Below are 26423 nucleotides of genomic sequence, written 5' to 3'. Positions count from 1 at the left end.
CATGGTCTCGAACCTGCGTTTGATAGGTCGTACGGAGAATCCGCACGCTTCCCAGTGGATGATCGAACTGGTCGTCCGAGCCTAGTCGACGCGCCGTCGACGCAACGGGAACGGGGAACCGATGCTGTCACGTAGGAACGCGCTCAAGGCCGGAGCGATCACCACGGGGGTGGTCGGGGCGGCCGGACTGGCCAGCCCGGTGTTCGGCTCGCGGGCCGCCGAGGCCGCCGAGCCGGGGGCGGGCGCGGTGCCCGGTGCGATCGGGGCGCCGGCGGTGATCCCGCAGTTCGCGGTCCCGCTCACGGTGCCGCCGGTGCTCTCGCCGCTGCTCTCCAGCGGCACCACCGACTACTACCTGGTCACCATGAAGAAGGTGCTCAAGGAGGTCGTGCCCGGAAAGCAGACCGAGTTCTACGGCTACAACGGTCTGGTGCCCGGCCCGACCATCAGGGCCAGGCGCGGCACCCGGGTGGTGGTCCGTCAGACCAACCCAGCTGGACGTGCCGGTCTCGGTGCACCTGCACGGCGCCGACGTCCCGATGGACAGCGACGGCTCGCCGATGGACACCATCGCGCCCGGGGCCAGCAAGGTGTACACCTACCCGAACAACCAGCGGGCCACGACGCTCTGGACGCACGACCACGCGCACCACGTCGAGTCGGAGAACGTCTACCGCGGACTCTCCTCGGTCTACGTGATCAACGACGACGCCGAGCAGGCGCTCGGCCTGCCCTCCGGCGCCTACGACGTGCCGCTGGTGATCCGGGACGGCCGCTACGACGAGAACGGCCAACTCGTCTACGTCATGGACGACTTCATGAACCGCACCACCATCACGGTGAACGGTTCGCCGTGGCCGTACTTCCGGGTGGCGGCCCGCAAGTACCGCTTCCGGATCGTCAACTCGGCCAACGTCCGCTTCCTCCTGCTCAACCTCTCCGACGGCAGCGCCTTCACCCAGATCGGCTCGGACGGCGGCCTGCTGGAGCGGCCGAACGTGACCCCGGTGCTGGCGGTCTCGCCCGGGGAGCGGGCCGACGTCGTGATCGACTTCTCCCGCTACCCGGTCGGTACCCAGCTGGTGCTGCAGAACGCCCTCGGGCCCGGCCCGGCCGACCAGGTCGGGAAGGTCATGCGCTTCGACGTGGTCAGGACCGCCGCCGACGGCTCCACCGTGCCGGACCGGCTGACCACCCTGCCGACCCCGCCGCCCGCCACCGCGAACCGCAGCTTCGAGCTGCGGATGGACGAGGACGGCCGGCCCGACCCGCGGGCCACCATCAACGGGCAGACCTACGACCCGGCCCGGATCGACGTGCGGATCCCCTGGGGCTCGACCGAGGTCTGGACCGTCAGCAACACCAACACCCGTGCCCCGCACAACTTCCACCTGCACCTGGTGCAGTTCCGCGTCCTGGAGCGCAACGGCACGCCGCCGGCCGCGGCCGAGGCCGGGCTCAAGGACACCGTCCAGGTGCTGGCGGGGGAGACGGTCAAGCTGCTGGTCACCTTCAACAGCTACCGCGGCGTCTTCCCCTACCACTGCCACATGTTCGACCACGGAGCGATGGGGATGATGGGGCAGATGGAGATCTACTGACACCTCCGGGAATCCGCCGGAGGACTTCCGCGGAACCGGACGGACTGACGGACCGGGCCGCCGTCAGTGCCAAGTCGCCACAAGGTGATGGAGTGGGCCGCTCACGGTTGCCGGTCGGTGCGCCCGCGCGGGAGAGTCGTGCGCGTCGGGGGAGGCCCCGGCCGCCCCGCAGGACGGACCCACCGGGAATGGAGTAGCGACCGTGACCAACGTCGCCATCATCTACTACTCGTCCACCGGCCACGTCCACAAGCTGGCCGAGGAGGCCGCCTCGGCCGCGGCGAAGGCGGGGGCCGAGGTCCGGCTGCGCAAGGTCGCCGAGCTCGCCCCGGCCGCCGTGGTCGCTGCGAAGCAGGAGTGGGCGGACCACCACGAGGCGACCAAGGACGTGCCCGTGGCCACCCTGGCCGACCTGGAGTGGGCCGACGCGATCCTGTTCGGCACCCCGACCCGCTTCGGCCTGCCGGCCGCCCAGCTCAAGCAGTTCATCGACACCACGGGCGGCCTGTGGTTCCAGGGCAAGCTGGTGAACAAGGTGGTCTCCTCCTTCACCTCCACCTCCACCCTGCACGGCGGCCAGGAGAGCACCCTGCTGGCGCTGAACAACACCTTCTACCACTGGGGCGCCGTCATCGTCCCGCCCGGCTACACCCACGAGGTGCAGTTCGCGCCGACCAACGGCAACCCGTACGGCACCAGCCACGTGTCGAACAACGGGGTGGGCACCCCGAACGACGAGAACCTGGCCGCGATCGGCCACCAGGCCCGTCGCACGGTCCGGATCGCCGCAGCCCTGAAGGTCGGCCTCGCGGCGTCCTGACGGACCGTCACCACCTGGCAGCGCAGCGGATGCGGAATTCCCGTAATCGCTGCGCTGCCCGCTTTTCGGGCAGCTGACGAAGTCAGGGGACCCTCATTGCCGCAGTCCAGAGGGCTGGCCCAGAGTTCTCGAAAGGAGAACGGTTCGAATTACCCGGCGAAGGGGCAGCGGATGTCGACGGTGACGATCTCCTGGACGGTACCGGTCAATTCCGGGACGACGTCCGGGCCAGCACGGATGGACGCGCACGGGCTGTGGAGCCAGTTGATGGCCAAGGCCGAGAATCCCGTCCCCTACGTTCCCGCGATCACCGAGTGCACCGTACTCGACCGCTTTCCCGGCGGATTCCACCGGAGCATCGTCCGGGACGGCCGCACCGTGTTCCAGCGCATCGAGATAGAGCCCGGTGACGAGATCGTCTACCGCCAGCCCGGCGACCCGGAGATACAGGCGATCAGCAACCGGATCGACCGCACCGAGGACGGCTCGCTGGCGCTGACCATCTCGGTGGACCTGGCTCCCGAGGGGGTCGAGCGAGCCGTCCGGGAGAGCAGGTTCCTGGAGGCCGCGGACGCCTACTTCACCGATGCGCTGCGCGCCGCGATCGACGAGATCCGGGCCACCGTCGGGACCGTCGAGCTGATCAACGCCGCCTGAACGACCGGTACTTGCACATCCACAGGAGGAACCTGATGACCGCACGATTCGACGGCAAGGTCGCCCTGGTCACCGGTGGCGGGTCCGGCATCGGCCGTGCCACCGCGCTGGCCTTCGCCCGGGAGGGCGCCACCGTGATGGTGGCCGGCCGCGAGCCGAGCGAGCTGCGGGAGACCGTGGCCCTGATCGAGGAGGCGGGCGGCAAGGCCGACTGCATCCGCGCCGACGTCACGCACGGCATGGACGTCATCAAGCTGGTGCAGTCCACCGTGGATCGGCACGGCGGCCTGCACATCGCCTTCAACAACGCCGGTGTGATGGGCCGTCCGAGCCCGCTCGCCGAGGTCTGCGAGGCGGTCTGGGGCGACATCCTGTCCACCAACCTCACCGGTGCGTGGCTGCTGATGAAGCACGAGATCGCCCACATGCGCGAGCACGGCGGCGGCGTCATCGTGAACACCGCGGCCAACATCGGCATCCACGGCCGGATCCCCGGCTTCGGCGCCTTCGCCGCCTCGAAGGCCGCGCTCTCCACCCTGACCCGGACCGCCGCCCGCGAGTACATCAAGGAGGGCATCCGGATCAACGCGATCAGCCCCGGCACGGTCGACACCGACCAGGGCCGCCGCTACAACGAGACCGAGGAGCAGCGGGACGAGCGGGTCCGCAACGGCGTCCCGATCGGCCGGGTCGCCCGGACCGAGGAGATCGCGGACACCGTGCTCTGGCTCTCCGGCGACGAGTCCAGCTTCGTGGTCGGCCACGACCTGGTGCTCGACGGCGGGGCCACCGCCTGATGACGGGCATCCTGCGGCGGCTCTCCGAGGAGGGCGTCTCGCTCTGGTTGGACGGCCTCGGCCGCGACCGGCTGGCCGACGGGGGCCTGGCCGCCCTGGTCGGCGACCGGTCCGTGGCCGGGGCGCTCGCCGCGCCCGGGACGGGCCCGGCGTACCACCAGCAGCTGGCCGAACTGGCCGCCCGGGGTGCCTCCGCGACCGTCGCGCTGCGCGAACTGACGGTCCGTGACCTGCGGCGGGCCTGTGAACTGCTGGACCCGGTCCACCGGTGCACCGCAGGCCTGGACGGTCTGGTCTCGGCCGCCGTCGACCCGGCCTTCGCCCGCGGCACGCTGGCCGCGCTGGCCGAGGCGCGGACCCTGCACCAGGCGGTGGACCGCCCCAACCTGCTGGTCGAACTGCCGGCCACGACCGAGGCGCTGCCCGCCGTCACCCGCTGCCTGGCCGAGGGGATCGGCGTGCACGTCTCGCTGGTGCTCTCGCCCGAGCGGTACGGCCAGGTGCTGGAGGCCTTCGTGACCGGCCTGGAGCTGGCCGCCGAGCAGGGCCGGGACGTCTCCCGGATCAACTCGGTGGCCGAGGTGCCGGTCGGCCTGCTGGACGCCGTGGTGGACCACGCTCTGGAGGCGGTCGGCACCGAGGAGGCCAAGGCCTTCCGGGGCCAGGCCGGCCCGGCGCTGGCCCGGATCGCCTACCGGCGCTACGAGCGGGAGTTCGGCTCGGAGCGCTGGACGGTGCTGGCCGCGCTCGGCGCCCGGCCGCAGCGCCTGCTCTGGTCCCGCACCGAGGTGCGGGAGCCCTCCGGGCGGCGCGGCACCCGCTACGTGGACGAGCTGGTCGCGCCCAACTCGGTGACCGCGGTCACCGAGGCGACCCTGGCCGAGGTCCGCGACCACGGCCGGCCGGCCCCGGCCCAGCGGTTCGCCGCCGGGTACGCCGACGCCGAGCGGGTGCTGGGCTACCTGGAGTGGTTCGGCCTCGACCTGGCCGGGCTGCTCACCGAACTGGAGCGGGAGGCCCTGGCCGGGCTGCGCCGGACCCGGACCGAACTCCTGGAGTCGGTACTGGCACGGCTCACCGAGGCCAGGGCCGCCCGGGCCGCCGCGGACGGAGCCGCTCCTGCCGGGGCGGCTCCCGGCCCGGCCCCGGACGGCCCGCTGGGCCACGAGCCGGCGAGGGCGCGCCGATGACCCAGACCGCCCCGACCGCCAACGCCTCGGACCACCCGTCCCGCACCGACCGCACCTTCCCCGGATCCCACCGGGAGCTCCACCGGCTGTTCGGTCCCTGAGCGGGATCCGACGGACCGTCAACCCGACCAACCCGAAAGGCAGAACAGCCAGATGGCGAAGATCCTGATAGCCGGCGGTGGCATCGGCGGTCTGGCGACCGCGCTGAGCGTCTCCCGCCAGGGGCACCAGGTGGTGGTGCTGGAGGCCCGTGACACCTTCACCGAGCTCGGCGCCGGCATCCAGCTGGGCCCGAACGCCTTCCACGCCCTGGACGTGCTGGGCGTCGGCGACGAGGTCCGCTCCCGCGCCGTGCACATCGACGAGCTGCGCTTCATGGACGGCACCACCTCCGAGCTGGTGGCCACCATGCCGCTGACCGGCGAGTACCGGGAGCGCTTCGGCAACCCGTACGCGGTGGTGCACCGGATCGACATCTACGCCCCGCTGCTGGACGCGGCCCGCGCCTCGGACGCGATCGAGCTGCGCACCGACTCCCAGCTGCTGAGCTACCGTCAGGACGCCGAGGGCGTCACCGCGGTGCTGGCCTCCGGGGAGGAGGTGCGGGGCGAGGCGCTGATCGGCGCCGACGGCATCAACTCCTTCGTCCGCAAGCAGCTGGTCGGCGACGGCTTCCCGAAGGTCTCCGGGCACACCATCTACCGCTCCGTCATCCCGATGGAGAAGGTGCCCGAGGAGCTGCGCTGGAACACCGTGACCCTCTGGGCCGGCCCCAAGTGGCACTTCGTCCACTACCCGATCGGCGGCGGCAAGTACTTCAACCTGGCCGCCACCCGGGACGACGACGCCCAGGAGGCGGTGATCGGCGCCCCGGCCGAGAAGGACTTCGTGCTGAACGAGTTCCCCGACCTGGGCGAGATCCCGCGCCGGCTGCTGGAGCTCGGCGAGGACTGGAAGGCCTGGGTGCTCTGCGACCGCGACCCGGTCGAGAAGTGGACCGACGGCCGGGTGGTGCTGATCGGCGACGCCGCGCACCCGATGCTCCAGTACGCCGCCCAGGGCGCCTGCCAGGCGGTCGAGGACGCGGTGGTGCTCGGCCAGGTGATCGGCACCGAGGCCTGCGAGTTCCCGCAGCGCTTCGAGAAGTTCAACGGCGAGCGCCGCGAGCGCACCGCCGCCACCCAGCTGGTCGCCCGGGAGATGGGCAAGCAGCTGTACCACCCGATCGGCGAGGCCGCCAAGGCCCGCAACGCGCTGCTCGCCTCGCTCACCCCGGAGCAGCTGCACGACAAGGTGCAGTGGCTGCACGGCACCCGGGTCGGTGACGGCACCGTCATCGAGCCGCCGGTGATCGGCCGCCGGGCCGCCGGCGAAGGCCGGTGACCGTGGGCGGGCTGCGCTGGCTGACCGCGGGCGAGTCGCACGGTCCGGCCCTGCTGGCCACCCTGGAGGGCCTGCCGGCCGGCGTGCCGGTGACCACCTCGGCGGTGGCGGACGAGCTGGCCCGCCGCCGCCTCGGCCACGGCCGGGGCGCCCGGATGGCGTTCGAGCGGGACGAGGTCACCCTGCTCGGCGGCGTCCGGCACGGCGAGTCCATCGGGAGCCCGGTGGCCGTCCTGGTCGGCAACACCGAGTGGCCCAAGTGGGAGCAGGTCATGTCGGCCGACCCGGTCGACCCGGAGGTCCTCGCGGGCCTGGCCCGGAACGAGCCGCTGACCCGGCCCCGGCCGGGCCACGCCGACCTGGCGGGCATGCAGAAGTACGGCTTCGACGAGGCGCGGCCGGTGCTGGAGCGGGCCTCGGCACGGGAGACCGCGGCCCGGGTCGCGCTCGGCGCCGTGGCCAAGTCCTTCCTGCGGGCCGCCGCCGGGATCGAGGTGGTCTCGCACGTGGTCGGTCTCGGCCGGGCGACCGCCCCGTCCTGGCTGTCCCCCAAGCCGGAGGACCAGCCGTACCTGGACGCCGATCCGGTCCGCTGCCTGGACCCGGAGAGCTCGGCCCGGATGGTGGACGAGATCGACCGGGCACACAAGGACGGCGACACCCTGGGCGGCGTGGTCGAGGTGCTGGCGTACGGCCTGCCGGTGGGCCTGGGCTCGCACGTGCACTGGGACCGCCGGCTGGACGCGCGCCTGGCCGCCGCCCTGATGGGCATTCAGGCGATCAAGGGCGTGGAGGTCGGCGACGGCTTCGACCTGGCCCGGCTGCCCGGCTCGCAGGCGCACGACGAGATCGTGCCCACCCCGGCCGGCATCCGCCGGGCCTCGGCCCGGGCGGGCGGGGTGGAGGGCGGCATCTCCACCGGCGAGGCGCTGCGGGTGCGGGCGGCGATGAAGCCGATCGCCACCGTGCCGCACGCGCTGCGCACGGTGGACGTCCGCACCGGCGAGTTCACCCCGGCCCACCACCAGCGCTCGGACGTCTGCGCCGTCCCGGCGGCGGGCATCGTTGCCGAGGCGATGACCGCCCTGGTGCTGGCCGAAGCGGTGCTGGAGAAGTTCGGCGGCGACAGCGTCGCCGAGACGAGCCGCAACGTGCGGGGCTACCTGGACGCGATGGCCATCCGCTGAGCCGCGGGCCCGGCCCGGAGGACGAGCCTCCGGGCCGGGCCCGCGCGGCAGTTGACGAAGTATCGGGCCGGGCTTTCCCGCCCGTTCCCGCGAGCACCCACGATTGTCGGTATGGAGAGAGACATGCAGTTCGGTCTGTTCACCGTCGGCGACCTGACCGCCGATCCGTCCACCGGGCGCCCGCCGACCGAGCAGGAGCGGACCAGGGCGACGGTCGCCATCGCCCGCAAGGTCGAAGAGGTCGGCCTGGACGTCTTCGCCACCGGCGAGCACCACAATCCGCCGTTCGTCACCTCCTCCCCGACCACGCTGCTGGCGTACATCGCCGCGCAGACCGAGCGGATCATCCTCTCCACCTCCACCACGCTGATCACCACCAACGACCCGGTGAAGATCGCCGAGGACTTCGCGGTCCTCCAGCACCTGGCCGAGGGCCGGGTGGACCTGATGATGGGCCGCGGCAACACCGGCCCGGTCTACCCCTGGTTCGGCAAGGACATCCGCCAGGGCATCCCGCTGGCGATCGAGAACTACGCGCTGCTGCACAAGCTCTGGCGCGAGGAGGCGGTGGACTGGAAGGGCCGCTTCCGCACCCCGCTGCAGGGCTTCACCTCGGTGCCCCGGCCGCTGGACGGCGTGCCGCCGTTCGTCTGGCACGGCTCGATCCGCAGCCCCGAGATCGCCGAGCAGGCCGCGTACTACGGCGACGGCTTCTTCGCCAACCACATCTTCTGGCCCACCGACCACTTCCGGAAGCTGATCGAGCTCTACCGGACCAGGTACGCGCACTACGGCCACGGCCGCCCCGAGCAGGCCTACGTCGGCCTCGGCGGGCAGGTCTTCATCGGGAAGAGCTCCCAGGACGCGATCAAGGCGTACCGCCCGTACTTCAACAACAGCGGCGTCTACCGCGGCGGGGTGCTGGAGGACTACCTGGAGGCCACCCCGCTCACCGTGGGCAGCCCGCAGCAGGTGATCGAGAAGACCCTGACCTTCCGCGAGCACTTCGGCGACTACCAGCGCCAGCTGTTCCTGATGGACGGCGGCGGTGCCCCGCTGAAGGTGGTGCTGGAGCAGCTGGACCTGCTCGGCGAGCACGTGCTCCCCGAGCTGCGCAAGGAGTTCGCGGTCGGCCGCCCGGTGGACGTGCCGGCCGGTCCGACCCACGAGGCCCGGGTGGCGGCGGCCGGGCGGGCCGGGCGGTGAAGCGCCTGGTGGTCGTCTCGGCCGGGCTGAGCGAGCCCTCCTCCACCCGGCTGCTGGCCGACCGGCTGGCCGAGGCCACCGCCCGCCTGACGCCCGTCGGGGTGCGGGTGGTGGAGCTGCGCGAGCTGGCCGTGGACGTGGCCAAGAACCTGGTCAGCGGATTCCCGACGCCCGCGCTGCGGGAGGTGCAGGAGGCGGTCGCGGCGGCGGACGCCCTGATCGCCGTCACCCCGGTGTTCACCGCCTCGTACAGCGGCCTGTTCAAGTCCTTCTTCGACGTCCTGGAGAACACCGCGCTGACCGGCAAGCCGGTGCTGCTCGGCGCCACCGGCGGCTCCACCCGGCACTCGCTGGCGCTGGAGCACGCGCTGCGTCCGATGTTCGTCTACCTGCGCGCCGTGGTGCTGCCGACGGCGGTGTACGCCGCCTCCTCGGACTGGGGCGCGGGGGTGGAGAGCGGCACCGAGGAGCTGGCCGGCCGGATCGACCGGGGCGGGGCCGAGCTGGCCGCCGCGCTGGGCGCGCCCACCGCGCCGTCATCGCACGGGTCGTCCTCCGAGGACGAACTCGTGCCGTTCGCAGAGCAGTTGGCCGCACTCGGCCTGGAGTGACAGCGCGGCGACCGCGCACCGACCGCGCACCGACCACGCGGTGACCGCACACCTGGAGGGGACTGGCATGACCACCGAGCAGAGCGAGGCCAAGGAGCACGTCCGGGCTCCGCAGCACTTCACCACCCGGCTCACCGCGGACGGCAGCGGCGACGGCGACGTCAAGGCCGAGGCCGACCGGTACCGGCTGGTGGTCAGCCGGGCCTGCCCGTGGGCCCACCGGGTGGTCATCACCCGGGAGTTGATGGGTCTTCAGGACGTCATCTCGCTGGCCGTCACCGACCCGGTCCAGGAGATGATCGAGGGCGAGTACCACTGGGTCTTCACCGAGGAGAACGGCGACGCCGGCGGCGTCGACGAGGTGCTGGGCATCCACGCGCTGCGGGAGGCCTACCTGGCCGCCGAGCCGGACTACACGGGCGGCGTGAGCGTGCCGGGCCTGGTGGACACCAGGACCGGCTTCCTGGTGAACAACGACTTCGCCAACCTCACCCTCGACCTGGGCACGGAGTGGAAGCAGTGGCAGCGCGAGGGCGCTCCCGACCTCTACCCCGAGCACCTGCGGGCGGAGATCGACGCGATCAACGAGATCGTCTACGAGGAGGTCAACACCCAGGTGTACCGGGCGGGCTTCTCGCCCAACCAGGCCTTCTACGACCAGGCCGTGCGGGTGCTCTTCCGCCGGCTGGACGCGCTGGAGGAGCGGCTGCGCGAGCAGCGCTACCTGGTCGGCGACGCCTTCACCGAGGCGGACATCCGGCTCTGGACCACGCTGGTGCGCTTCGACGCGGTCTACCACGGCCACTTCAAGTGCAACATCCGGAAGTTGAGCGAGTACCCCGCGCTCTGGGCCTACGCCCGGGACCTGTTCCAGACCCCCGGCTTCGGCGAGACGGTGGACTTCGAGCACATCCGCCGGCACTACTACGCGACCCACGACAACATCAACCCGACCCGGGTGGTGGCGGTCGGCCCGGACCCGGAGCTCTGGCTCACCCCGCACGGCCGGGGCTGACGGGCGCGGCGCGCGGCGTGTCGGTGCGCGCCGGGCGGTGGCTCTTCGGAGCCGCCGCCGATCGGGGGAAGCCGCTGGTGAAGGCCGGTGCGCCTGCCCACGAACCGGGCGTCCACGGACTATGCGGCGGGTCGGCGAGATCACGCTAACGGGCGAAAACCCCTCCAGATACTGGCACTTTGTCGATTTGTTAAGGAAACCTGTTCCTCGGCGTCGCAGCCCGCAGGAGCTCGTCTGGCCGCGAACTCCCGCACGCAGTACCCGAAGTGCAGTTATCTGTGCGGTTATCTGGAGGCTTCACCATGGTTCGCTCTCGCACCACCCGACTGGTCGGCCTGCTGGCCGGCGCCCCGCTCGCCGCCGGCCTGCTGCTCGCCTGCGCCGGCACCGCGTCGGCCGACAACGGCGCGCTGGCCGGGCAGGGTTCCAACAGCAGCGTGGTGTCCAACGTCGGCAGCGGGAACATCTTCGGAACCGTGAACGGCAACTACAACTCGACCCAGCAGGTGGCCACCGGCTCCGGCGCGTCGAACCAGAACAACAACCTGCAGGCCAAGGACAACACCGGCTTCATCTTCAGCGACCAGGGCAACCGGGACTTCAACTTCGTCTTCGCGCCGGTCTTCCACTGACCGGTCACCGGGCCGGGGTGAGCTGAGCACCCCGACGCCCGGCCTCCCAGGAGTGGGAAGGGTCACTCGCTCCCGAGAGAACGCACCGTGGGCGGTGCCGCATCGCGCGGCACCGCCCACGGGCGCGTCCGGCGCGCGCCGTTCAGTGACGGCTCGTCAGGGTGGCGCCCAGGCTCGCGGCCACCACGCAGGCGATCCCGGCCAGTTGGACCGCTCCGAGCAGCTGGCCGAGCACCAGCAGGCCCATCAGCGCGCTGACCGCCGGCTCCAGGCTCACCAGCACGCTGAACACCCGCTGCGGCATCCGCCGCAGCGCCGTCATCTCCAGCGCGTACGGGATCACCGGCAGCAGCAGCGCCACCCCCGCCGAGGCGGCCAGCAGCAGCCAGGGCGACTCGGCCGAGGAGAGCCCCGACCAGGCCCCGCCGAGCCCGACCGGGGCCAGCAGCACGGCGCCGACCGCCATCGAGACCGCCAGCCCCTGGAAGCCCTGGAAGGCGGCGCCGACCTTGTCGGTCAGCAGGATGTACCCGGCGTAGCAGGCGGCCGCGCCGAAGGCGCAGAGCAGGCCGACCGGGTCCAGCCCGCCGCCGTGCCCGCCGCCCTCGCCGAGCAGGGTGAGCAGCGCCACTCCGCCGCCGGCCAGCAGGGCCCAGAGCAGGTGCGGCAGCCGCCGGGAGAAGGCCAGTGCCACCGCGAGCGGGCCGAGGAACTCGATGGTGGCCGCGGTGCCCATCGGCAGGCGGTCCACCGCGCCGGCGAAGAGCAGCGTCATCCCGGCCGAGGCCGCGCCCAGCAGGGCGGTGGCCCCCAGGTCGCGGGCGCTGCGGCCGCGCAGCCGGGGGCGGGTCAGCGCGAGCAGCAGCACCGCCGCGAAGGTGATCCGCAGGAAGGTGGCGCCGCCCACGCCGAGCTGGCCGAAGAGCGGCTTGGAGAGCGCGATGCCCAGCTGGACGGTGAACATCGCCACCACGCAGAGCAGGGGCGCGGGAACGCGGGCGGTGCGGCCCCCGTACGGGGGAGCGGTGCTGGTGGCAGGGGTGGTGGCCGCGGGGGCGGCGAGGTCGGCGGTGGACATCCAAGGAGTGTGACGTAAGGACCGCAGCCCGGGCAAACCCATGACAGGCCGGGTGCGAACGGGTGAACTTCGCGGCCGGGCGGCTGTTCCGCCTGACGGTTGGTCAGGTATCCCGGTTGTGATGCGCTACCTGGCCCCGGCCGCCCTCACCGTCTCCTCGCTCGTGCTGCTGGTCGCTGCCGAGGGGATGCCCGCCGCCGCCCCCGTCGCCGAGGCCGTGCCCGTCGCGGCGCCGGCCGCCGTGCCCGTCGCCAGCGTGGTCCCGGCCAAGGCCCCCGCCGCCTCCCCCTCCCGCTCGGCCGCCCCCTCGCCGCGGCCCGTGGTGATCCGCGGCACCCGGCTGACGGAGAGCCGCACCCGGCGCTCCCTCGCCCCGGCGGAGGTCTTCACCGGCGGCGGCTTCGACGCCTGCACCGCGCCCCCGCTGGAGACCATGCGGGCCTGGAAGCGGGACTCCCCGTACGGCGCGGTGGGCATCTACGTCAGCGGGAGCCAGCGCGGCTGCTCCCAGCCCCGGCTCACCGCCGACTGGGTCCGCGAGGTCCGGGCGATGGGCTGGCGGCTGATCCCCACCCACGTCGGCCTGCAGGCCCCCTGCGCCGCCCTCGGCGGCAAGCCCCGCCGGATCGACCCGGCCGCCGCCGTCCGCCAGGGCAAGGAGGAGGCCGCCGAGGCGGCCGCCGCGCTGCGCGCCCTCGGGCTCGGCCCGGGCAGCCCGGTCTACCTGGACATCGAGTCCTACCCGCGCGGCGACCAGCGCTGCGCCCAGGGCGTGGTGGACTTCACCCTCTCCTGGACCAGGGCCCTGCACGCCGCCGGATACCGCTCCGGCTTCTACTCCAGCACCGACTCCGGCATCGCCGACCTGGCGGCCGCCGCGAAGGCCGGGGCCTCCCCGCTGCCGGACGCGGTCTGGTACGCCCGCTGGGACGACAAGGCCGACACCACCTCCACCACCGCCCTGACCTCCGGCCAGTGGTCCCCGCACGCCCGCGTCCACCAGTACCGCGGCAACACCACCGAGACCCACGGCGGCGCCACCCTCTCGATCGACCACAACAGCGTGGACGCCCCGGTCGCGGCCTGACGACCCGTCGGGGCCGGGGCGTGACCTTCGTCGCTGACGGTCCATTCCCTTGACGACGGAATCCGGGACAAGCAGCATCTCACTACCCGCCAGTAGTCACTGGCGCGATTGCTCGTCCCCCCGCCCGGTCAAGGAGGACCCGCGTGTTCAGCACCATGCAGGACGTACCGCTCACCGTCGCCAGGATCCTGACGCACGGATCGACCCTGCACGCCGCCTCCACCGTCTCCACCTGGGACGGCACCGGGCCGGTGGTCCGCACCTTCGGCGAGGTGGGCGCCCGCGCCGGGCAGCTGGCCCACGCGCTGCGGGACGAGCTCGGGGCGGGCGAGGAGTCCGTCATCGCCACCCTGATGTGGAACAACGCCGAGCACCTGGAGGCCTACCTCGCCGTCCCCTCGATGGGCGCGGTGCTGCACACCCTCAACCTCCGGCTGCCCCCGCAGCAGCTGGCGTACATCATCAACCACGCCGCCGACCACGCCATCCTGGTCGACGGCAGCGTGCTGCCGCTGCTGGCCGGCGTGCTGCCGCAGCTCAACCCGACGCTCCGTCACATCGTGGTGAACGGCCCCGGCGACCGCTCGCTGCTGGACGGCTTCGCCGGCCGGGTGCACGACTACGAGGCGCTGATCGCCGACCGCCCGGCCGACTACCCCTGGCTGACCGACATCGACGAGCGCCGGGCCGCCGCGCTCTGCTACACCTCCGGCACCACGGGGGACCCGAAGGGCGTGGCCTACAGCCACCGCTCGGTCTACCTGCACTGCCTCCAGGTGCTCTCCGCCGACAGCTTCGGCATGAGCCAGCGGGACACCGTGCTGCCGGTGGTCCCGATGTTCCACGTGAACGCCTGGGGCAAGCCGTACGCCGCCTTCATGTCCGGCGCCAAGCTGCTGATGCCGGACCGCTTCCTCCAGCCCAAGCCGCTGGCCGAGATGATCGAGCGCTGCCGGCCGACCGTGGCCGCCGCCGTGCCGACCATCTGGAACGGGCTGCTGGACGAGCTGGACGCCGGCTCCTACGACACCTCCAGCCTGGCGATGGTGGTGATCGGCGGCTCGGCCTGCCCGCCCGCGCTGATGCGGGCCTTCCAGGAGCGCCACGGCATCCGGGTGGTGCACGCCTGGGGCATGACCGAGACCTCCCCGCTCGGCTCCTTCGGCCTCCCGCCGGGCGGGCTGACCGAGGAGGAGGAGTGGCCGTACCGCTACACCCAGGGCCGCTTCCCGGCCTCGGTGGAGGCCCGGCTGATCGGCCCGGCCGGCGAGCGGATGCCGCACGACGGCGTCTCCGCCGGCGAGTTGGAGGTGCGCGGCCCGTGGATCGCGGGGGCGTACTTCGGCGGCGCGGGGCAGGAGCCGGAGCGCCCCGAGGACAAGTTCAGCCCGGACGGCTGGCTGCGCACCGGTGACGTCGGCACCATCACCCCGGACGGCTACCTCACCCTGACCGACCGGGCCAAGGACGTGATCAAGTCCGGCGGCGAGTGGATCTCCTCGGTGGAGCTGGAGAACCACCTGATGGCCCACCCGGAGGTGGCCGAGGCCGCCGTGGTGGCGGTGCCGGACGAGAAGTGGGGCGAGCGCCCGCTGGCCACCGTGGTGCTGCGCCCCGGCGCCACCGCCGGCCTGGCCGAGCTGCGCGCCTTCCTGGCCGGGCGGGTGGCGTCCTGGCAGCTGCCCGAGCGCTGGTCGCTGGTCGAGGCGGTGCCGAAGACCTCGGTCGGCAAGTTCGACAAGAAGGTGATCCGCGCCCAGTACGCGGCCGACGAGCTGGACGTCACCACCCTCGGGAAGTGACGCCGGGTCGGCGATGACGGGGCCCGGACCGCGTGCGGCGGTCCGGGCCCCGTCCCGCGTCGGCGTCCGTGCGGGTGCCGGTGCCGGTCAGCGCTCGGCGGCGGCGGGCTCGGCCAGCGAGCCGATCCGGGCCAGCAGGTCGACGATCCGGGCCTGCACCTCGTCGGAGGTGGAGCGCTCGGCCAGGAAGAGCACCGTCTCGCCGGTGCGCAGCCGGGGCAGCGCCGCCGGGTCGAGGTCCACCGAGGTGTAGACGACCAGCGGGGTCCGGTGCAGGCGGTCGTTGGCGCGCAGCCAGTCCAGCAGGCCGAGCCGGCGGCGGCGGATCTGGAGCAGGTCCATCACCACCAGGTTGGGCTGCACGCTGCTGGCCCGGGAGACCGCGTCGTTCTCGTCGGTGGCGTGCTCCACGTGCATGCCGCGCCGCTCCAGACCGCCGATCAGCGCGGCGGCCACGTCCGGGTCGGACTCCACCAGCAGCACCCGGGGGGCGTGGTTCTCGCTGTCCTTGGGGGCCAACGCCCGTAGCAGCACGGCCGGTTCGGCTCCGTACGCGGCGTCCCGGGTGGCCTGGCCGAGCCCGGCGGTGACCAGCACCGGCACCCGGTTGTTGAGCGCGGCGGTGCGCAGCGACTGGAGTGCGGTGCGGGTGATCGGGCCGGTCAGCGGGTCGACGAAGAGCGCGGCGGGGTAGCCGGGGGCCTCGGAGTCGACCTCCTCGCGGGAGCGGACCGTGACGGGCAGGAAGCCCCGGTCCTGGAGCGCCCGCTCGGTGGCCGGCTCGGGCTCCGGCCAGACCAGCAGGCGGCGCGGACCGCCGTCCACGGCGGGCACCACCACGGTCGGGGACTCGTCCGGGACCTGGCCGGACGGGCCCGCCGCCAGCGCGAGTTCGGAGGTCGGCCGGGGCGGGGTGCGGGGCGCGGGGGCGGCCGGCACCAGCGCGCCGTCCTGCCGCACGCCCTCGGACGCACCGGCCTCCGGCCCACCGGCCCCCGGCGCACCGGTGCTCGGCGCACCGGTGCTCGGCGCACCGGTGCTCGGTGCCCCGGTGTTCGGCGTACCGGTGTTCGGTGCGCCGGCGCCGGGCGCGAGCCCGTCCGCCGGGGCACCGCCGGCGGTGAGCGCGGGGAGCGCGGCGCGCTCCGCTCCGCCCGGGCCCGCGGGCTGCTGCGGGAAGGCGTTCGGGAAGGCCCCCGCGAAGCCGCCGCCCATCGGGCGCGGCGGGGCCAGCTCGCCCAGCCCGGTGCCGACCGGCTGGGGCGGCCCGGACTCGCCCGCGGGCACCAGGTGCGCGGTCGGCGGGACCGACGGGGGCTCAGGGAGGGCCGGGGGGAGGGCGGGTGACGAGCCGTTGGGAGCGGCGGGCAGCTCCAGCGCGCCCCGGGCCGCCTCCGGCTCGGAGCCGGACCGGTTCCCCTCGTCCGTCCGCTGCCCCTGGCTCCCCTGGCCGGCCTGGGCGGGCAGGGCGAGCCGGCGGCGGCGCCCGGTCGGCGGGGTGGCGGTGGGTTCGGCGGTGGGCTGGGCCTCCGTCAGGGAGCGTTCCAGACCGGGGTAGACGGGCGTGCCCGGGTCCGGCACGCCCGGCAGTGCGAGCGCCTCCCCGGGGGTGGGGGCGGGGGCACCGCGCCGGCGCCGCCCGACCCGGCCGCCTTCCTCGGCGGGTGCGGCCTCGGGGGCCGACGGCGCGTCGGAGCCGGGGCCCAGCGCGATCGGGGTGCGGGCCTGCGGCTCCCCGTCCTTCGCGGGCTCCTCCCCGTCCGCCTCCGCGCGGTCGGCGGGCCTCCCGGCGGGCTCCCCGCCCCGGGCCTCCTCGGCGGGCGGCACCTCGGGGAGGTCCGGCAGCATCGCCGTGTCGGTCTCCTTGGGGACGCTCGGCCTGGTCCGGTGCAGGGCGGCGGTGGCCGGGTCGAGCGGCAGCTCCACCACGTACGTCGTACCGCCGCGGGCCGGCAGGTCGTGCCGCTGGAGCACCCCGCCGTGCCGCTCGACGGTGCCCCGGGCGATCGGCAGGTGCACGGGGTTGGCCGCCCGGGCCGGGCCGCGCACCTCGATCCGGGCCACCTCGCCGCGCTGGGCGGCGGCCAGCACCACCATCGGGGCCTCGCCGGTGTCGCCGTCCAAGGAGAGCGCCACACCGCTGACGTCCGCCACCAGGTGGGCCAGCGCCCGGGCCAGCCGCTCCCGGTCCGCCACCACCTCGACCGAGGCGGCGTGCACCGAGTACCGCACCCGGCCCGCACCGACCAGCTCGCCGGCCTGCTCGACCGCGCGCTTGACCACCTCGTCCAGCGGCACCGGCTCGCGGTCCAGCTGCTCCCGCCCGGACTCGGCCGCCACCTCGAAGCGCTGGTGGTCCAGCACCCCCTCGATCAGCGTGCCGAAGCGGCGGCACTCGTCGGCCAGCCGCCGCAGGGTCCAGTTGGCCTCGGGCCAGAGCGAGCCGGCCGGGTCCTCGGCCAGCCCGTCGATCCGGCTCCGCAGGTCCTCCAACGCCCCGCCCAGCTCGCTCTCCAGAACGGCCGTCAGGTGCTCGTTGCGGGCGATCAGGGCCAGCTCCCTGGTCCGGTCGGTGAAGGTCATCACCGCGCCGACCAGCTGGTCGCCGTCCCGGACCGGGGCGGTGGTGAGGTCCACCGTCACCGGGGTGCCGTCCTTGCGCCAGAGCACCGCGCCGCGCACCCGGTGCTTGCGGCCGGAGAGCAGGGTGTCCAGCAGCGCCGAGCCCTCGAGCGCCAGCGGAGTGCCGTCGGCCTGCGAGTGCTGGACCAGCGGGTGCAGCTCGCGGCCGCCCAGCTCACTGGCCCGGTAGTCCAGGATGTGCGCGGCGGCCGGGTTGACCAGCACCACCCGGCCGTCCAGGTCCACCCCGAGCACGCCCTCGGCGGCGGCCCGCAGGATCATCTCGGTCTGCTTGTGCTGGCGGCGCAGCTCCGCCTCGACCCCGAGCCGGCCGCTCAGGTCGCGCACCAGCAGGAGCAGCAGCTCCCCGGCCGAGGAACCGCCGTCCGGATAGAAGGTGTAGCCGGAGCCGCCCCGGCCCTCGCCCTCGTCGGTGAAGTCGTTGCCCGAGACCTCGACCGGGAAGGTGGTCCCGTCGGTCCGCCGGGCGGTCATCCGCACCGGGCGGTCCAGGCCCTCCGGCTCGCGCGGGGCCGGGCGCATCGAACCGGGGATCCGGCTCGGGTCGAACTCCGGCAGCAGGTCGAGCACCCCGCGTCCGACCAGGGAGGTGCCGGGGGTCTGCATCGCCTGCACGGCAGCGGCGTTGGCGTCGACCACGGTGCCGTTGCTGTTCACCAGCAGCAGTGCGTCGGGCAGCGCGTCGAGTATCGCGGCGAGGCGAGCAGCGCCTCGGATCGGCCTGCTGCTCATGTCGACAGGTCTCCTCACGGCTTGCGTCACGGCGTGCGACCGGCGGCTCGCGCTCTCTCGGGAGACTGGAGTATCTCATTCTTCTTTGCACCGCGGACGACCCGCCCAGTATCGTTGGCGGCGGTTGGTGTCGGGGCCCCAGGCTGTGGCATCATCACACTCGCACGGAGTGCACCGGCTTCGCCGGTGCGGTCCCTGTGGAGGAGGCTTCGCCTAGTCCGGTCTATGGCGCCGCACTGCTAATGCGGTTTCGGGGTTATTCCTGATCGAGGGTTCAAATCCCTCAGCCTCCGCTCAACCGGGAGCCCCGGCGGTCACTGACCGTCGGGGCTCCTGTGTCGTACCCCCGGGGCAATCGATTTCGCCCCAGGTCGCGGGTCATGTAATGTTGTCCCCGCAACGCCCCGCCAGGGGCAAGCGCTCATAGCTCAACGGATAGAGCACTTGACTACGGATCAAGAGGTTGCAGGTTCGAATCCTGCTGAGCGCACCACGCACCACCGCTTCGCAGCCCGCCAGTTGGGCCGCGCAAGCGCTCATAGCTCAACGGATAGAGCACTTGACTACGGATCAAGAGGTTGCAGGTTCGAATCCTGCTGAGCGCACCAGACGAGAGGGCCCCGGGAGATCCCGGGGCCCTCTCGCCGTTCCCGGCCCACCCTCCTCCGGGGTCCTTCAGGGTCCGAGGAACCACTCGGCCGAGCTGAGGTGCCCGTCGGGCCGGGTGGCCGGTGGGGCCGGATCGTGGCGGATCAGCTCCGGTTCGGCGTGCAGCCCGGTGAGCAGACGGGTGAGTTCGGGGGCCATGGCCGGAGGCCCGCTCAGGTAGACGTCGTGGCCGGACCAGTCGCGGGCCCGGCGTAGCCCGGTGCGCAGCAGTGCGGCCGCCTCCTCGGGGCCGGCCCCCCGCTCGGGTGCCGCCAGGACCACCTCCAGCCAGGCGTGCCGGGTGACCAGCGCGGTGACGCCCGCCAGGTCGTACTGGTCGTCGTCGTCCCGGGCGGCCAGGAAGACGGTGGCCGGGCGGGCCGGGCCCCGGGAGAGCTGCTCCAGCAGCGCTTTGACGGTGGCCCAGCCGGTGCCGCCGGCCACCGCCAGGACCGGCCGGTCCGAGCCGGGGTCGAGAACGGTGGAGCCGAGCGGCGCGCCGAGCAGCAGCCGCTCGCCGGGCAGCACGTCGTTCACCAGCACCGGGCTGAGCGTCCCGCCGGGCACGCGGCGCACGTGCAGCTCCAGGGTGCCGTCCGGGCGCGGGGCGTTGGCGATCGAGTACGGGCGCCACAGCCGCGGCAGCCGGGGCGAACTGAGGGTCAGGTACTGGCCGGCCGCGTACGGGTAGGGCTGGTCGGGGCGGAGGGTGAGCACCACCACGTCGGCGGCGGCCCGCCGACGGTGCGTCACCTCGGCCTCCCACCAGGCGGGTGCTCCGGCGTCGGACTCGGCGGCCTCGATCATCGTCTGCGAGACCACCGTGTACGCCTCGGTCCAGGCCTTCTCCACCTCCTGGGTCCAGGACCGGCCGGAGAAGTGCCGCAGCGCGGCGATCAGGCTGGCCCCGACGGCGGGGTAGTGCTCGGCGGCGGCGCGGTACTTGCGGTGGTCCCGGCCGAGCCCCCGCAGGTACTCGGTGAGCCGGGCGGGCTGGTCGAGGTGGAGCACCACCTGCGCGAGGGCGCGGAAGAGGCGGTCGCGCTGCGCGGTCAGGTCGGCGGGGAAGTGTCCTCGCAGACCGGGGTTGTGTGCGAACAGGTGGACGTAGAAGAACCGGACCAGCTGGTCGGCCCGGCGCTCGACGACGGCGAAGCTGGCGCGCAGCAGCGCGGGGTCGAAGGACACTGCGCTGACTCTACTCAACCGGAGATTTATTCGAACGGAAATCGGTGACGAATGGTCAGGCAGGGCTCCCTGACGTCCGGTTGGCGGACAACTCCGACGGCTGGAACCGGTGCGCGTGGGGTAAGTCGGAGACTGCCGGACGAGTGACCGCCAATCGGGTTGCAGTGGGACGTTCCCCGCAGTGTCACGGTATGACGGACTCCATGTCGTGATTCCGTTTTGTCGGAACTTATGCCCGCCGTGCCCGTTCGCGGCCGACACCGAAGGAGAGCCGGATGAGCCGACAGTTCCGTTCTGCCGACATGCCGTCAGCCGCCCGCTCGGGCCGGTGCGCCGCACCTGCGGCGGAGGTCGCCTCCGGGAGGGCAGGTGGGAGCGCCGGCCGGAGGTCGGGAATCGGGCGGAGAATGGCGGCGGTGCTGGCCACCGGGCTGCTGCTCGGCTGGAATTCACCGCTGCTGGCCCCGGCCGCGGTCGCGCAGCAGACCCCGGACTCCTGGTCGGCCGAACGCCGCGCCGCGCTGCCCTCCGGACTCCGGGTCCAGCTGGATTTCTCCCCCCTCCCCGGAATCACCGCCAAAGGCGGTGCCGGAAAGCTCGCCACCGGTGGCGGCGGATACTCCGACGGGCTGCGCGGCGGAGATCCGGCCACCGCGTTCGAACTCGGCGCGGAACGGCCCACCACGGACGGTTCCTGGCGCACCCTCGGCACCCTCCAGCTCTCCTTCTCCGGCCCGGTCCGCAATCCCCGGCTGCACCTCAGCGGCCTCTCCGCGCTGGCCGGCGGAAGGAACGGGTCGACCTCCACGGTGAGCCGGCTGACCGTCACCGGCGGCAGCCCGAGCGCCCCCAGCCTGGTCGCCCGCACCGACTGGCCCGGCTGGACCGTCACCGACAACGCCCTCACCCCCGCGGGCTCCGGGGAGACCGGCCCCGAGGCCGGGCCCGGGCAGGGCAGCCTCGAACTCTCCGGCACCGTCTCCACCGTGACCTTCCGTCTGGAGCAGCGCAGCACGGCGTCCGGCTCCGCCCCCGCCCCGGCGGCGCTCCGGCAGGCGTACACGGTGACCCTGGACGAGGGCGTGGGCAGCGCGCCCCAGGGCTACACCAACGCCTCGCACCTGGTCTCCGACCTCTTCCTCGGACGCACCGCCACCGGCGCGGCCCGCCCCGGCACCGCCACCGTGGCCCGGCCGCTGGTGCCGGAGGGCCCGGCCGGCCCGCAGGAGCCCGAGGCCCTGCTCGAACGCTCGCAGCCGATGGTCGAGTTGGACGGCGGCGAGTCCCGCCGCAGCGCCTTCGAGCGGCCCACCGCGCCCGGCACCCCCCAGCCCGGCCGGGGCGACTACCAGGGCCCCGACCCGACCGTGGTCTTCCCCGCCGAGGCCGCGATCGGGCGCTACTACGAGGCCACCGTCCCGGTCGCCGCCGCCTCCGGGCCGGCCACCCTGGCCGGCTGGATCGACTTCGACCACAACGGGAAGTTCGACGCCCCCGAGCGGGTGCAGGCCGAGGTGGTCCCCGGCGCGAAGAGCGCCCGGCTGGAGTGGATCGTGCCCGGCAACGCGGCCGCGGGGGAGGCGTGGGCCCGGCTCCGGCTGGCCCACGCCGCCGCCCAGGTGGTCAACCCGGGCGGCTTCGCCGACTCCGGCGAGGTGCTCGACCAGAAGGTCCGGCTCACCGTCGGTGCCGCCCGCCCCGAGCTCACCAGCCCGGTCAGCGGCAGCGTGCTGGCCGAGGCCCGCCCGGAGATCCGCGGCGAGGCGGGCGTCGCCGGCGCCACCGTCGCGGTGCTGGAGGGCGAGCGCGAGCTCTGCCGCGCGGCCGTCGGACGGGACGGCGGCTGGGTCTGCCGCCCGGACCAGCCGCTCCCCGCCGGGGAGCACGTCCTGGTCCCGGTGGAGACCACCCGGGGCGGGCTGGTGCTGCGCGGCGAGGAGATCCGACTCACCGTCAAGACCGATCCGCCCTCGGCCCCGCAGTTGACCCTCCCCGAGTACACCAACGACCCCGGTCTGCTGCTCACCGGCACCGCCGACCCCGGCACCACCGTCTCCGTGGTCGACTCCCCGGCCGCGCCCGGCGCCGGGCGGATCGCCGGCGAGCTGTGCAGCACCGCCGTGGCCGCCGACGGCACCTGGTCCTGCCTCCCGGTGGAGAACCTCGCCGACGGCCGTCACCAGCTCACCCCCTCCGCCTCCGACGCCGCCGGCAACCGCACGGCCGGCAAGCCCGCCGCCCTGGTGGTCGACACCGTCGCCCCGCCCCGGCCCTCCCTCGGCTCCCCGGCGGCGGGTGCGGTCCTCGACACCACCCGACCCCGCCTCACCGGCCGCGCCGAGCCCGGCTCCACCGTGACCGTCACCGCCCGGCCGCGGGCGGCGGGGGAGCGGTTCGTGCTCTGCACCGCCGTCACCGGGGCGGACGGGGCCTGGAGCTGCACCGCCGCACGTGACCTGGCGGCGGGCGACTACGCGGTGGTGGTCACGGCCACGGACCGGGCGGGGAACACGGCTTCGGCCAACGCGGCCGACCTGACGGTCCGTCCGCCGGCGGAGCCGTCGCCGTCCCCTTCGCCGTCTCCTTCGCCTTCGCCCTCCGCTTCGCCTTCGGTTGTGCCCACGCCCACGCCCACGCCCACGCCGTCGCCGTCGGTCTCGGTGGTGCCGTCGCCGTCCGCCTCCGCCTCGGCCTCTCCCTCGGTGGCCGCCCTTCCGTCGGTCCCGTCCTCGGCTTCTCCCTCCCGGCCCGCCGTGGGGCCGTCGGCGTCGGGTCCGGCCGACACGCCGTCGCCGTCCGTCCCGGCCAGCGCCCTTCCGCTGCCGTCCGGTTCGCCGTCGCTGCTGCCGACCGTGCCGGCCTCCGTACGGCCCACGCCGTCCGGTGAGCCGTCCGAACCGCCGTACACCGGACCGGTGTTGACGCCGGACGAGCTGGCCGCGATCGTCCCGATCGTGGTGCCCGGCGGCGGTACGGACCCGGCCGTACCCGAGCCGTCCCCGTCGGCCTCGGCGTCCCCTTCGGCCTCGCCGTCGTCCTCCGCCCCCGCCCCCGCATCCGCGTCGGCCTCGCCGTCCGCAGCGCCTTCCTCGCCTGCATCCGCAGCTGCTTCGGGTTCGCCGTCGTCGGCTCCGGCGTCCGCAGCCGTGTCGGCCCCGCCTTCGGGGTCCGTGCCGTCCGCCTCGCCCGCGCCGTCGGCCCCCGCTTCGCCGTCGGCGTCGCAGTCCGGGTCGGCGACTGTGGCTGCGTCACCTTCGGTGTCCGCCGCGGCCGTTCCCTCGGTCTCGGCCTCGCCGTCCACCCAAACGGAACAGGGCAGCCCGGTCTCCCCGCCGCCGTCGGGTCCGGCCGCCGCACCCGCGGTGGAATCAGCCCCCCCGGTCGTGTCGGCTTCGCCAACGGCCGCCACAACCTCTCCGTCGTCGTCGGCCTCGCCTTCGGGCGCCCCCTCGGGTACGCCGTCGCCGTCCCCCTCCACGGCGGGGCGACCCGCCGTCACCTCCGCGGCGGGGCAGCCGGGGGCCGCCGATGCTCCGGCGCCTCCGCCGAGCCCCGAGCCCTCGACGTCCGAGACGGGCCCGGAGGAGCGGAACCTCGCCGCACCGCCGGTCGGGGCCCAGAGCGAGGCCGAGAGTTGGCGGAACGGTGCGTTCGGGCTGCTGCTCATGCTGACGGCGCTCGGTCTGCTGGCCCGGCGGGTGCTCAGCCGGGGCAGTGGCGGCCGACGACGCCGCTGAGCTGCGGAATCTGACGGCGCGTCGCCCGACGCGCCGTCAGATATGCTCGACACGCCGCGCCGCAAATGTCGCATTTGATGACTTATCAACCTAGCCTGAACCTGGCCCCGCCCGTCAGTTCCGGGCCGCCCGTTGCGCGACACACCGACCACCAAGGAACCCGTGCATGGACGTCACCCGCGAACCCTCCCCCCGTCCCGAGACCTGGCCCCCGGTCCTGCCGGAACGGCCGGAGCTGCCCGGTGGTGGCGGCGCCACGCCGCTCAGCCTGGCCGTGGCCGGTGCGGTCGCCCGTCCGCTGATCAAGGTGCACCCGCTGCCCGTCGAGGGCGAGCCCGCCGTCGTGCCGGACGCCGTCACGCCGGGCCACGCCACGCCCGACACGCCGGACACGCCGACCGCGTCCGAGGCGCCGAGGGTCGCCGCCCACGATCGGCCGGCCGCGTCGCCCGCCGACGCGCCGACCCTCGAAGGCCCGGCCGTCACCGAGGTTCGGGCCGGCCGTCGCCCGCCCCGGACCGACCCCAACCTCCGTGAGCGCCAGGCCCGTTCGCTGCCCGGTTGGCTGGCCCTGCTGGTGCTGCTGGCCGGGATCGCCGGGGTGCTGCTGGTGCTGGCCCGGGCCGGGGTGCTGCCGCACCCGGACGTGCTGCCCGACCTCCGTGGCGAGGCTGCGAGGGCGAGCGGCGGTTCCGAGGTGACGCTCCGTTCGGCAGCGGCCGTCGCGGCCGCCGGGCTGGCGGTGCTGGTCGCGCTGTCGGGACTGTTGGTCAACGCGGGCGGCGAGACCCGGGTGCTCACCCGTTGGGGCCGGTACCGGGGCACGGTGCGCCGCACCGGTCTGCTCTGGGTCAACCCGCTGCTGCGCCGCCGCCGGGTGGACGTCCGGCTCCGGCACTGGCGCAGCGAGCCGGTGCACGTCACCGACCGCACCGGCACCCCGATCGTGGTCCGGCTGCTGATCGTCTGGCGGGTGCGGGACACCGCGCGGGCCGCCCTGGCCATCGCCGAGCACGAGGCCTACCTGCGCGAGCAGGTGCACGCGGTGCTGACCCGGATCGCCAGCGCCCTGCCCTGTGACTCCAACTCCGCGCCGGGGCCTGCCCTGCGGGACGGTCAGTGGTTCGCCGACGAGCTGACCCGGGCGCTGGCCGCCGAGGTCGCCCCGGCCGGGATCGAGGCCTACTCGGTGCAGCCGCTCTCCCTGGACTACGCGCCGGAGGTCGCCGAGTCGATGCGCCGCCGTCGGCTGGCCGATCTGGACGCGGGCCTGCGCACCGTCCTGGTGGACGACGCGGTGGAGGCCGCCGCGCTGGCCGTCCGCCGCCTTGAGCGGGCCACCGCGCACCAGTTGGACGAGGCCGCCCGCAGCGCGCTGATGGAGCAGCTGCTGGTCGCCTTCGTGGCCCCCGCCGGGGTGGCCGCCGCCGTGCCGTCCCCGGCCGCCAGGGCCGGGCGCAAGGAAGGAAAGCCCGCGTGAGGATAGCCACCGACCCCGCCCTGATCGACTTCTCGGAGACCTCCCCGGGGGAGGGGCCGTGCGCCTGCCCGCCGTGCCGCGAGGAGGAGCGGAGCAGGTCCGCCGCCGCCCGCGAGGACGCCGAGCCCGGGCGAATACACCGGGCGGTGCGCGCCACCTGCGTGGCCACCACGGTGCTCGCCGGAGCCGGTACGGTCGGCCTCGGTCTCGGTGCGGCGAACGCCAACGCCGCCGCCGGGACCCAGGGTTGGGACGGTTCGAAGTACTGGTTCAAGAACGCCTCGGGCGAGTGGCGCTGGACCAGCCACCTCTCGGTCTACCAGGCCCGCACCGGGAGCTCCGTCGGCCGGCCCACCGACTCCGGTGGGATCAGGCAGGGTTGGGACGGTTCGAAGTACTGGTTCAAGAACGCCTCGGGTGAGTGGCGCTGGACCAGCCACCTCTCGGTCTACAACGCCCGCACCGGCGCGGGCGCCGGACAGCCGCAGCCCCCGGCGCCGCAGCTCTCGCAGCCGGGCTCCTCCTCGGTCGAGGCCGCGATCGCCTACGCCACCGCCCAGTTGGGAAAGCCCTACGTCTGGGGAGGCAACGGCCCCTCCGGGTACGACTGTTCGGGCCTGGTGCAGCAGGCCTACCGCCGGGCGGGCATCTCGCTGCCCCGGGTGGCCGACGACCAGTACGCCGCCACCACGCCGATCGATGCGGGCCAACTCCGGCGCGGGGACCTGCTGTTCTGGTCCAACAGCAGCCGGGCCTCCGGGATCCACCACGTCGCCGTCTACCTCGGCGACAACAAGTACCTCGAGGCTGCCCGCCCCGGCACCCGGATCCGGATCTCGACCCTCAGCCAGGGCTACTTCCCGACCCACATCGGCCGCCCGTAGCGGAGAGCCCGCGCGGGCCCGGGGCACCAGCCGCCCCGGGCCCGC

Annotated in this window: 20 protein-coding genes, 3 tRNA genes and 1 pseudogene; 20 read left to right on the top strand and 4 right to left on the bottom strand. The window is 74.0% G+C overall.

Annotation, left to right across the window (positions count from 1 at the left end):
• Positions 1 to 81 precede the first annotated feature (81 nt).
• Complete coding sequence (locus ABD946_RS24885; protein ID WP_345287174.1) at positions 82 to 345, bottom strand: hypothetical protein; 264 nt, start codon at positions 343 to 345, stop codon at positions 82 to 84.
• 19 nt (positions 346 to 364) lie between these two features.
• On the opposite strand from ABD946_RS24885, the pseudogene ABD946_RS42905 reads away from it, so the two are divergent.
• The 12 genes and pseudogenes from ABD946_RS42905 to ABD946_RS24830 form a co-directional block, all read left to right on the top strand.
• A pseudogene (locus tag ABD946_RS42905) lies at positions 365 to 445 on the top strand (hypothetical protein); the annotation flags it as partial.
• 55 nt (positions 446 to 500) lie between these two features.
• The gene (locus ABD946_RS24880; protein WP_345287172.1) at positions 501 to 1601 is read left to right on the top strand and encodes a multicopper oxidase family protein; all 1101 of its coding nucleotides are present in this window, start codon (positions 501 to 503) and stop codon (positions 1599 to 1601) included.
• 202 nt (positions 1602 to 1803) lie between these two features.
• Positions 1804 to 2421 carry an NAD(P)H:quinone oxidoreductase gene (gene wrbA, locus ABD946_RS24875; protein WP_345287170.1) on the top strand — a complete coding sequence of 206 codons (618 nt, stop codon included), beginning with the start codon at positions 1804 to 1806 and terminating at the stop codon, positions 2419 to 2421.
• A 171-nt stretch (positions 2422 to 2592) separates the two neighbouring features.
• Positions 2593 to 3078 carry an AtaL-like protein gene (locus ABD946_RS24870; RefSeq protein WP_345287168.1) on the top strand — a complete coding sequence of 162 codons (486 nt, stop codon included), beginning with the start codon at positions 2593 to 2595 and terminating at the stop codon, positions 3076 to 3078.
• A 35-nt stretch (positions 3079 to 3113) separates the two neighbouring features.
• Positions 3114 to 3875 carry a glucose 1-dehydrogenase gene (locus tag ABD946_RS24865; protein WP_345287166.1) on the top strand — a complete coding sequence of 254 codons (762 nt, stop codon included), beginning with the start codon at positions 3114 to 3116 and terminating at the stop codon, positions 3873 to 3875.
• On the top strand, positions 3875 to 5065 hold the full coding sequence (locus ABD946_RS24860; protein WP_345287164.1) for a transaldolase family protein: 1191 nt from the start codon (positions 3875 to 3877) through the stop codon (positions 5063 to 5065). Before ABD946_RS24865 ends, ABD946_RS24860 begins: the two co-directional genes overlap by 1 nt.
• Positions 5066 to 5218: 153 nt before the next feature.
• Positions 5219 to 6448, top strand: a complete 1230-nt coding sequence (locus ABD946_RS24855; protein ID WP_345287162.1) for a 3-hydroxybenzoate 6-monooxygenase — start codon at positions 5219 to 5221, stop codon at positions 6446 to 6448.
• A gap of 2 nt (positions 6449 to 6450) precedes the next feature.
• Complete coding sequence (gene aroC, locus ABD946_RS24850) at positions 6451 to 7635, top strand: chorismate synthase (protein WP_345287272.1); 1185 nt, start codon at positions 6451 to 6453, stop codon at positions 7633 to 7635.
• A 123-nt stretch (positions 7636 to 7758) separates the two neighbouring features.
• Positions 7759 to 8841, top strand: a complete 1083-nt coding sequence (locus ABD946_RS24845; RefSeq protein ID WP_345287160.1) for a CE1758 family FMN-dependent luciferase-like monooxygenase — start codon at positions 7759 to 7761, stop codon at positions 8839 to 8841.
• Positions 8838 to 9452 carry a CE1759 family FMN reductase gene (locus ABD946_RS24840; RefSeq protein ID WP_345287158.1) on the top strand — a complete coding sequence of 205 codons (615 nt, stop codon included), beginning with the start codon at positions 8838 to 8840 and terminating at the stop codon, positions 9450 to 9452. Before ABD946_RS24845 ends, ABD946_RS24840 begins: the two co-directional genes overlap by 4 nt.
• Positions 9453 to 9519: 67 nt before the next feature.
• Positions 9520 to 10467, top strand: coding sequence for a glutathione S-transferase family protein (locus ABD946_RS24835; protein ID WP_345287157.1), 948 nt, complete (start codon positions 9520 to 9522; stop codon positions 10465 to 10467).
• A 302-nt stretch (positions 10468 to 10769) separates the two neighbouring features.
• Positions 10770 to 11099 carry a hypothetical protein gene (locus ABD946_RS24830; protein WP_345287155.1) on the top strand — a complete coding sequence of 110 codons (330 nt, stop codon included), beginning with the start codon at positions 10770 to 10772 and terminating at the stop codon, positions 11097 to 11099.
• 142 nt (positions 11100 to 11241) lie between these two features.
• Here ABD946_RS24830 and ABD946_RS24825 read toward each other — a convergent pair whose 3' ends face one another.
• Complete coding sequence (locus ABD946_RS24825; RefSeq protein ID WP_345287153.1) at positions 11242 to 12177, bottom strand: EamA family transporter; 936 nt, start codon at positions 12175 to 12177, stop codon at positions 11242 to 11244.
• 121 nt (positions 12178 to 12298) lie between these two features.
• Between ABD946_RS24825 and ABD946_RS24820 the strand changes: the two genes are divergently transcribed.
• Both ABD946_RS24820 and ABD946_RS24815 read left to right on the top strand, forming a co-directional pair.
• Positions 12299 to 13264 carry a DUF1906 domain-containing protein gene (locus tag ABD946_RS24820; protein WP_345287151.1) on the top strand — a complete coding sequence of 322 codons (966 nt, stop codon included), beginning with the start codon at positions 12299 to 12301 and terminating at the stop codon, positions 13262 to 13264.
• Between the two features lie 143 nt (positions 13265 to 13407).
• The gene (locus ABD946_RS24815; RefSeq protein ID WP_345287149.1) at positions 13408 to 15066 is read left to right on the top strand and encodes a long-chain fatty acid--CoA ligase; all 1659 of its coding nucleotides are present in this window, start codon (positions 13408 to 13410) and stop codon (positions 15064 to 15066) included.
• An 87-nt stretch (positions 15067 to 15153) separates the two neighbouring features.
• Here the strand turns inward: ABD946_RS24815 and ABD946_RS24810 are convergent, their stop codons facing one another.
• Positions 15154 to 18441 carry a hybrid sensor histidine kinase/response regulator gene (locus tag ABD946_RS24810; protein ID WP_345287148.1) on the bottom strand — a complete coding sequence of 1096 codons (3288 nt, stop codon included), beginning with the start codon at positions 18439 to 18441 and terminating at the stop codon, positions 15154 to 15156.
• Positions 18442 to 18643: 202 nt separating this feature from the next.
• Between ABD946_RS24810 and ABD946_RS24805 the strand changes: the two genes are divergently transcribed.
• From ABD946_RS24805 to ABD946_RS24795, 3 genes are all read left to right on the top strand, one after another.
• Positions 18644 to 18734 (top strand) — tRNA-Ser (locus ABD946_RS24805).
• Positions 18735 to 18858: 124 nt separating this feature from the next.
• Positions 18859 to 18934 (top strand) — tRNA-Arg (locus tag ABD946_RS24800).
• A gap of 39 nt (positions 18935 to 18973) precedes the next feature.
• Positions 18974 to 19049 (top strand) — tRNA-Arg (locus ABD946_RS24795).
• A 67-nt stretch (positions 19050 to 19116) separates the two neighbouring features.
• Here the strand turns inward: ABD946_RS24795 and ABD946_RS24790 are convergent.
• Positions 19117 to 20277 (bottom strand): globin domain-containing protein, encoded by a 1161-nt coding sequence (locus ABD946_RS24790; RefSeq protein ID WP_345287146.1) that lies wholly within the window; start codon positions 20275 to 20277, stop codon positions 19117 to 19119.
• A 416-nt stretch (positions 20278 to 20693) separates the two neighbouring features.
• On the opposite strand from ABD946_RS24790, the gene ABD946_RS24785 reads away from it, so the two are divergent.
• The 3 genes from ABD946_RS24785 to ABD946_RS24775 all read left to right on the top strand — a co-directional run bounded on the left by ABD946_RS24785 (position 20694) and on the right by ABD946_RS24775 (position 26378).
• Positions 20694 to 24014 (top strand): Ig-like domain-containing protein, encoded by a 3321-nt coding sequence (locus tag ABD946_RS24785; RefSeq protein WP_345287143.1) that lies wholly within the window; start codon positions 20694 to 20696, stop codon positions 24012 to 24014.
• Between the two features lie 166 nt (positions 24015 to 24180).
• Positions 24181 to 25494 (top strand): SPFH domain-containing protein, encoded by a 1314-nt coding sequence (locus ABD946_RS24780; RefSeq protein WP_345287141.1) that lies wholly within the window; start codon positions 24181 to 24183, stop codon positions 25492 to 25494.
• Between the two features lie 146 nt (positions 25495 to 25640).
• Complete coding sequence (locus tag ABD946_RS24775) at positions 25641 to 26378, top strand: C40 family peptidase (RefSeq protein WP_345287139.1); 738 nt, start codon at positions 25641 to 25643, stop codon at positions 26376 to 26378.
• Positions 26379 to 26423 lie beyond the last annotated feature (45 nt).

It is taken from the genome of Kitasatospora albolonga, assembly GCF_039535905.1.
GTDB classification, from domain to species: domain Bacteria; phylum Actinomycetota; class Actinomycetes; order Streptomycetales; family Streptomycetaceae; genus Kitasatospora; species Kitasatospora albolonga.
The sequence above is the reverse complement of the archived record's forward strand: the minus strand, read 5'-3'. Positions and strand labels throughout refer to the sequence as shown.